Annotated in this window: 1 protein-coding gene and 1 tRNA gene; both read right to left on the reverse strand. The window is 46.7% G+C overall.

The features are described 5' to 3' along the window. Positions 1-62: 62 nt before the first annotated feature. Positions 63-139 (reverse strand) — tRNA-Ile (locus tag A3756_RS23585). A gap of 99 nt (positions 140-238) precedes the next feature. Beyond that, positions 239-726 (reverse strand): sigma-70 domain-containing protein (locus A3756_RS23590; protein WP_304438934.1); only part of this gene is annotated, 488 nt, incomplete at its 5' end.

A 726-nucleotide genomic window follows, 5' to 3' on the forward strand; every position in this document is an offset into this window, starting at 1 on the left:
AGCACAACTTATTCCAAGCATGCCAGCTACTAAAATAACCAATTGAAATAAAAGAAGAAAAATGGTGCCCCCTCCCTGACTTGAACAGGGGACCTACCGATTATGAGTCGGGTGCTCTAACCAACTGAGCTAAGGGGGCACTGATTTTGGCTTTGAGCCAAGAGATGATCCAGAGAGTTCTTGATCAATACGGGGCGCATTATAATGCGCCCCGAAAGAAGATGCTAGAGGAAAATGCTTATTCGTCCAGGAAGCTTCTTAGGTGATCTGAGCGGCTTGGATGGCGTAGTTTTCTTAGCGCTTTCGCTTCGATCTGACGGATACGCTCACGCGTTACGTCGAACTGCTTACCTACTTCTTCCAAAGTATGGTCTGTGTTCATTTCGATACCAAAACGCATACGTAGTACTTTTGCTTCTCTAGCAGTTAGTCCGGAAAGAACCGTACGTGTAGACTCTCTTAAGCCCTGGCCTGTAGCCGTATCAACGGGCGATTCTGCCTGGCCATCTTCGATAAAGTCACCCAAGTGTGAATCTTCGTCATCACCAATAGGCGTTTCCATTGAGATTGGTTCTTTAGCAATCTTAAGGACTTTACGTACCTTGTCTTCAGGCATATCCATGCGCTCACCTAACTCTTCAGGTGTTGGCTCGCGGCCCATTTCCTGAAGCATCTGGCGTGAGATGCGGTTCAATTTATTAATGGTTTCGATCATGTGTACCGGAA

The sequence above is a fragment of the Oleiphilus sp. HI0086 genome (genome assembly GCF_001635225.1).